This window comes from Sediminibacterium sp. GW821-FHT12F12 (assembly GCF_058806635.1).
This window is the reverse complement of the sequence record NZ_JBXAPW010000017.1, coordinates 53,456-59,586: the sequence shown is the minus strand read 5'-3', so window position 1 is coordinate 59,586 and position 6,131 is coordinate 53,456. Positions and strand designations below refer to the sequence as shown.

3 protein-coding genes are annotated in these 6,131 nt (G+C 46.2%); all 3 read right to left on the bottom strand.

All coding sequences use genetic code 11. The features are described 5' to 3' along the window. Nucleotides 1–173: 173 nt before the first annotated feature. On the bottom strand, nucleotides 174–1,187 hold the full coding sequence (locus AC1RNB_RS17480; RefSeq protein WP_493084934.1) for a dipeptide epimerase: 1,014 nt from the start codon (nucleotides 1,185–1,187) through the stop codon (nucleotides 174–176). Nucleotides 1,188–1,393: 206 nt separating this feature from the next. Further along, nucleotides 1,394–4,378 carry a 4-alpha-glucanotransferase gene (locus tag AC1RNB_RS17475; protein ID WP_493084932.1) on the bottom strand — a complete coding sequence of 995 codons (2,985 nt, stop codon included), beginning with the start codon at nucleotides 4,376–4,378 and terminating at the stop codon, nucleotides 1,394–1,396. A gap of 108 nt (nucleotides 4,379–4,486) precedes the next feature. Next, nucleotides 4,487–6,091 (bottom strand): GMC family oxidoreductase, encoded by a 1,605-nt coding sequence (locus AC1RNB_RS17470; RefSeq protein ID WP_493084931.1) that lies wholly within the window; start codon nucleotides 6,089–6,091, stop codon nucleotides 4,487–4,489. Between the last annotated feature and the right edge of the window lie 40 nt (nucleotides 6,092–6,131).

Here is a 6,131-nt window from a genome sequence, read left to right as displayed (position 1 = left end):
ACAACAGCTTTTTTTATCCACTTTTACACATATTAATGTCGAATAACTATCAATAAAGCGAATTTTAAACAGCTTCTAAGGCGGACTGATTAGAAATTTTTCATCGAACACCCTGATTTGTTCGTCTTTATTACCCCAATAAAAAAAATTATCAAATAGCACAAGCCACTAGGTTATAACAAACGAATTCCCAATCCGGGCCTGCCCGAGAGGGTTACCTGGCCAAAATCAAAGAGGATCCCTTCTGCGGCATCTTCTGCCAATAGCAATGGACCATCCATATCCACTTCATCTACCTGCGGTAGAAAATGGCCGATGGCAGCAGAACCGATGGTACACTCGTTCATGCTGCCCATCATCACTTTCAGGTTCAGTTCGCGGGCTTTCTGTATCATTCGGATAGCTGGTGTAATACCACTGCATTTGGTGAGTTTGATATTGATACCGTGAAAATAGCCGTGACATTTTTCTACATCTTTCTCAAACACACAACTCTCATCCGCATATAAGGGCAAAGAAGATTTTTCGAATAAGATTTTCATGCCCTCCCAATTGTCTTTGGCCAGCGGCTGTTCAATAAATGTGACACCCAGTTTCTCTAGTTGCGGAATTTTTTCGAGGGCTTCTTCCACCGTCCAGCCCGCATTGGCATCGATGCGGAAAGCGGCATTGGTATGTTGGCGTAAGGCCTGCATGATCTGTATATCTTCCGGTGTGCCCAGTTTAATTTTGTATACCGGCCAGGGTTTGGCTTTCATTTTGGCCACCATTTTGTCTATGGTATCGATGCCAATGGTATAGTCGGTTACCGGTGTATTTTCCCAGCTGGTGTTCCAGAGTTCATAGAGGGGTTTACCCTTCATTTTACCGAAGAGATCCCAGGCCGCCATGTCCAGCGCACAAACCAGGAAAGGATTATCGGGAAACAGGTGGTGCAGGTAGTGCCAGTAACGTTCCGGTTCTGTAAATGCGAATTTTTCTACCAGCTGTCTTTTCGATTCCAGATCGGCGATCATTTTCTCTACGGTAACATCATAATACACAATGGCCGGCGCTTCGCCGATACCCACAAAAGGGCCCAGTTCCAATGCCACTACCAGGGCGGGCTGATGGGTTTTGGTGCGACCATTCGAAATGGTAAAAGGGTATTGAAAAGGCAGGTTCTGCTGGCGGTAACTGAGTTTCATTTGCATCTGTCAGTTCCTAAAGGGGATTGACGGGTGCAAATATAATTCATTCACATCAGGTATATAAGGCAAGTGCATACATGACAATTCTTCGATACTTATTTCTCTGCGAAATCTCCGCTTCTTTTCTTCTCTGCGGTTGGATGGAGCTTACACCTACCACAGCACCGCAGAGAACAGTGAGTTTACGCAGAGTAGTCAGTAGATTACCTGCCACTCGCCACTACATACCCCTTCAGTTCGGCATTATAGTCATCGGCTGCCAACAATTCTTCTAACCCGATATGCATCCGGTATTGCCAGTAATGTTTGGGATTGGCGGGAATGTTGATGCGCTCTTCGTGTGGATTACTGCGGCGGATCTGTTCATCCATACCCAGCAGGTCCTGCAACTGGAATACGCTCCACATGGCCGGTGAATACAGGTGCTGCAATACAATGGCTTTGTTGATCCATGCTTCGCAATACACGGGTGCATTACCAGCCTGTCCCATTTCGGTATTGTAAAACTGTTGTATGCGTTCCCGGTCTTCTTCCCACCAGCCACGGATGGTGCTCATATCATGGGTAGAAGGCGTTACCACACTCAGGTAAGGCGCATCATTGGGATGGAAGAAGGGTTTGTTGGGATCTTTCGGCATGCGTTGTATTTCCAGACTCAGTAAGCCTAACTGCCGCATCACATCCGGTACACAGGATGGAACCAGGCCAAGATCTTCTCCGCAAACCAGCATATTGGTAACCCTTTTCAGGGCGGGCAATTTCTGTAAAGCTTCCTTCATCCAGAAATCATCCTGGCGGCGGAAGAAATAGTTTACATACAAGGCACGTAACTGCTGTTGGGTATTCCACTCCAGGTTACGGAAAGAAGAAGTGCCTTCCATGCCAAAGCGGAAATGGAATTGCTGTCCCTGGCTGTTCTCTTCTTCAAACAGAATTACATTGCTGATTAAGGTATATAAACCCTGTTGAATTTTTTTATGCTGTTCATCCTGCTCCAGTGTGGCAAAATGCTGTTCCACTTTTCTTTGCGTAGCAAAATCAGGCCTGAGTGAGTAACTACCTCCACCCTCCTGTTTCAGGAACAGACTTTTTACGAGTTCATTATCATAGCCGAACACTTCCCATAAAACAGCTTCGGTAATAAAGGGTTGGGTATATCGTGCCAGATCGAACCAGATGCCCTGGCTGTTGAATTCATTGATATGAACGGGGATAGCCGGCACAAAATGTCCCATGATACCTTCTACCGCATGCATCGGAATACTCCAGATGCGGAAGAAACCAAGAATATGATCGATGCGGAAAGCATCGAAATAATCGCTCATCTGTTCAAAGCGCTGTTTCCACCAGGCAAAACCATCTTCGCGCATGCGCTGCCAGTTATAGGTAGGAAAACCCCAGTTCTGACCGGTTACGGCAAAATCATCGGGTGGTGCACCTGCCTGAAAATCGAGATGATATAATTCCGGATTCTGCCAGGCATCTGCTCCATGGCGGTACACACCAATGGCAATATCTCCTTTCACAATAATGCCATTGGCATGGGCATAGGCAGTGGCTTCCTGCAATTGTTTGTGTAACTGAAACTGGATGAAATAATGCAAGGCAATGGCATCGTAGGCTTCCGATTTTTTATCGGCCAGCTTCTCTATATCGGCTGCTTTGAATTGTTTGAAAGCCGGCCATTGACTGAAATCTACGGTTCCATACTGATCACGCAGGTAACAGAAAGCCGCATACGGCACCAGCCAATGACGGTTACGATCAAAATACGCAGCATATTCTTTACTCTGCAACACTTTGTCTTTGCTGCCGGCATATACTTCTTTGATGAAATCCCATTTCAGTTGATTCACCGCTTCATAATCCACTACGGGTAATGCATTCAATCTTTGCCGCTCTCCTTCGAGCTGCTGCAATCGTTTGCGGTTTGCTGCACCAGCAATCGCAGCCAGGTTCAGATACATCGGGTGCAGGGCAAAAGCAGAGATGGCCGCATAGGGATAGGAATCCGTCCAGCCATGCGTAGCAGTAGTATCATTGATCGGTAATAACTGGATCATTTTCAGACCCGTTTTTTTGGCCCAGTCTACCAGCAAACGCAGATCGGTAAACTCTCCGATCCCAAAACTATCTTTACTGCGCAGACTGAATACCGGTATGGCCATACCTGCGCCCTTCCAGGTATTGTTGGGTAATACGGCGAACCCATCGTTTAAGATGGTTTGTCTGCCCGGTTTTCCGGGATCATGCAGTACGCGGTTATTCCCATCTTCAAAACGAAGAAAGGTATCGGTGTGGGTATCGTACACCCCATATTTGTAAGCCACCGGAAAAGATTCCTGTGAAAGATCCAGTGCTACAGTATAAAAATGTTGGCCCGCTTCACACTTCATTAACACAGGTTGGGTCTGGTCCCAGTTTCCCAGACTATCGCAACTACCCAATACACAAAGGGTTTGTCCTTTTGCGAGTAACGGTGTTTTTACTTTGAGCAGGTGTGTGGTATTCTTTGGAGGTTGGGTTTGAATGACCGTATGATTGGCTTTCAGTAATACTTCTGCAAAAGGCTCTGTGTAAAAAGTATTTTCAAAATAGCCCGCATAATTCCATGAATCGACTATGAGTAATTCCGTGGCAGTGATAGCTGAGAGATGAATGGTTTTATCATTACCCCAATCGTAGTTTACAATGCCATCTGCATTGCGTAGGATATAATGATAGGTGATCTCGCTGTCTGTGATATCTTTTGCCGATAATTCAAGCACCCAATACCAGTATTCATCATTAAAATACTGAAGCGGAACCGCTTTTTCCGGATCACCATTCCCTAATAAAGGATGATTGCCCGTGATAAATAATGATTGCCCAAATGCTGTATGAAAACGGATCTGGAATATGATTTTATGTAATCCGGTTTTTGTTTTTTGTATTGTTGTTTTGGCAGCAGCAGCAGCTTTTTTGGTTCCGGGCTTCTCTGCTTTTTTAGAGGCCTTTTTTTTGGGAGGAGCGGCGGCTTTCTTTGTTTTGGCCGTTGATGGCTTCACCGTTGCTTTGGCAGCTACTGGTTCTTCGGTTACAGTAATAGTTTTGGCAGCCGTAATGGTAGCTGCTGCTTTTTTTATCTTACCTGTGGGCTGTTTTTTTCCAGCAGGAGCAGCTGCTCCCTTAATTTTCTCAATGGCCAAGATGCAAGGTTTTAGAATCGCTAAAATAGCAAAACTAATGTGTAAATCAAACACAACCGATAAGAAAATGAAAATTAAGCTGTTAGGATAGAAAAAGCCCTTACAGAACTACTTTCCGGCTGAGCGGATCAGGTCCGCCCCTTTCTCCCCAATCATGATAGCTGCGGCATTGGTATTACCCGAAATAATCGTGGGCATAATGGAGGCATCTATTACCCGTAAACATTTTACGCCATGCACCCGCAGTTGGTCATCCACCACCGCCATCGGATCATTTCCCATTTTACAGGTACCTACGGGATGATAAAGCGTTTCCAGGCTTTTATCGATATGTGCCAGCAGGGCCTCATCAGACAAATCCTTGGGTAAACTGATCCCATCGGCCAGGTATCCGCTGAATGCCGGCGCTTGCATTACTTCGATCGCTTTTTTCAATCCGGCTAACAGGGTTTGCCGGTCTTTGGGATGTGTTAACACTTGTGGCTGTATTACGGGCGGATCTTTAGGCTTGGAACTTCTCAATCCTACATAACCCCTGCTTTCCGGCCTGATCAGAATGGCCATGATACTGAAGCCACTTTGCGTTGAGAATGTTTTGATATTGTAGATATCAGTGCTGTAATCATCTTTAATGCCCAGCGGGATAAAATGAAACTGGATATCGGGCCTTTTAAGCGATCCATCCGTTTTCAAAAAAGCATTGGCTTCCAGCGGACTGTTGCCCAGTGGGCCACTCTTCAGCAACAGGTGCTGTACCAGGGCCTGGGCCATACGAAGGGGTTTGAGTAAGGCATTGCCTGTTTCGATGGTGGCCAAACCGCTTACTCCCGACCACACATGGTCCTGCAGATTTTTGCCCACACCGGGCAAAGGAAATTTAATATCTACCCCCTGTTTGCTTAATTCAACAGGATCGCCAATGCCCGATAACATCAGTATATGCGGCGATTGGATGGCACCTGCAGATAAAATCACTTCTCTGGCACAATTGATGCGTTCGGTATCGGAATGAGCCGTCATTACTTCTACCCCCACGGCCCTTCCATCTTCGATGAGGATACAACGAACATGGGTATGGGTTCTTACCGTAAGATTGGACCTGCGCATCACCGGTTTTAAAAAAGCAGCAGCGGTACTATGCCGTTTGTTTTTACGGATGGTAAACTGCAGCATGCTGGCCCCCTCCTGCTTTCCGCCATTATAATCGGTGTTGGCAGGAATGCCGGATTCGGTGCAGGCATCCACAAAAACAGTACCCAATACACTCGGTTGTTTGCTGAGGGTAACATTCAGCGGACCACCCTCCCCATGATACGGCTCCCCAAACTGTTCGTTATTTTCGGATTTTTTGAAATAAGGTAATACATCCTCATACCCCCAGCCCTGGTTACCCAATGCCTCCCACTCGTTAAAATCTTCTTTATTGCCCCTTACATAGGCCATGGCATTGGTAGAACTACAGCCTCCCAGGGTTTTGCCGCGGGGAATGTATAAACGCCTGTTGCTGATGGCTGATTGAGGTTCGGTCCAGAACGACCAGTCAACCGCCGTGTTATTCAGCTTTGTATACGCGCCCGGAATATGGATCTCCGGTTTTTTATCGGGCGATCCTGCTTCCAATAATAAAACCTGGCATGTGGGATCTTCTGTTAAACGGTTGGCCAATACACAACCCGCAGAACCTGCCCCGATAATAATGTAGTCGTATGCCATGCTTAAATATAAAGAATTATCAATACCGGGTAAATTAACA